Genomic DNA, 267 nt, shown 5'->3' on the forward strand with positions numbered 1-267 from the left:
CAGTTGACTTTTAATCAATTGGTCGCAGGTTCGAATCCTGCACGACCCACCAATTTAACATCAAACTCAGATGTTGAACGTGAAGGATAACGTTGCGTCAGCAACCTGTAGGGCGAGGCGAAGCCGAGTCATCCTGCACGACCCACCATCTTTAGATGGTCCGAGTAAAATCTTTCAGGCAGCACCCGTATGGGTCGTTAGCTCAGTTGGTAGAGCAGTTGACTTTTAATCAATTGGTCGCAGGTTCGAATCCTGCACGACCCACCA

General features: G+C 49.1%; 1 tRNA gene. It reads left to right on the plus strand.

From position 1 onward, the window contains the following. The first annotated feature begins 191 nt into the window (after positions 1-191). Positions 192-267: transfer RNA gene (locus NA986_RS24415), tRNA-Lys, on the plus strand.

It is taken from the genome of Salmonella sp. NW177, assembly GCF_051811585.1.
Taxonomy (GTDB): domain Bacteria; phylum Pseudomonadota; class Gammaproteobacteria; order Enterobacterales; family Enterobacteriaceae; genus Salmonella; species Salmonella enterica.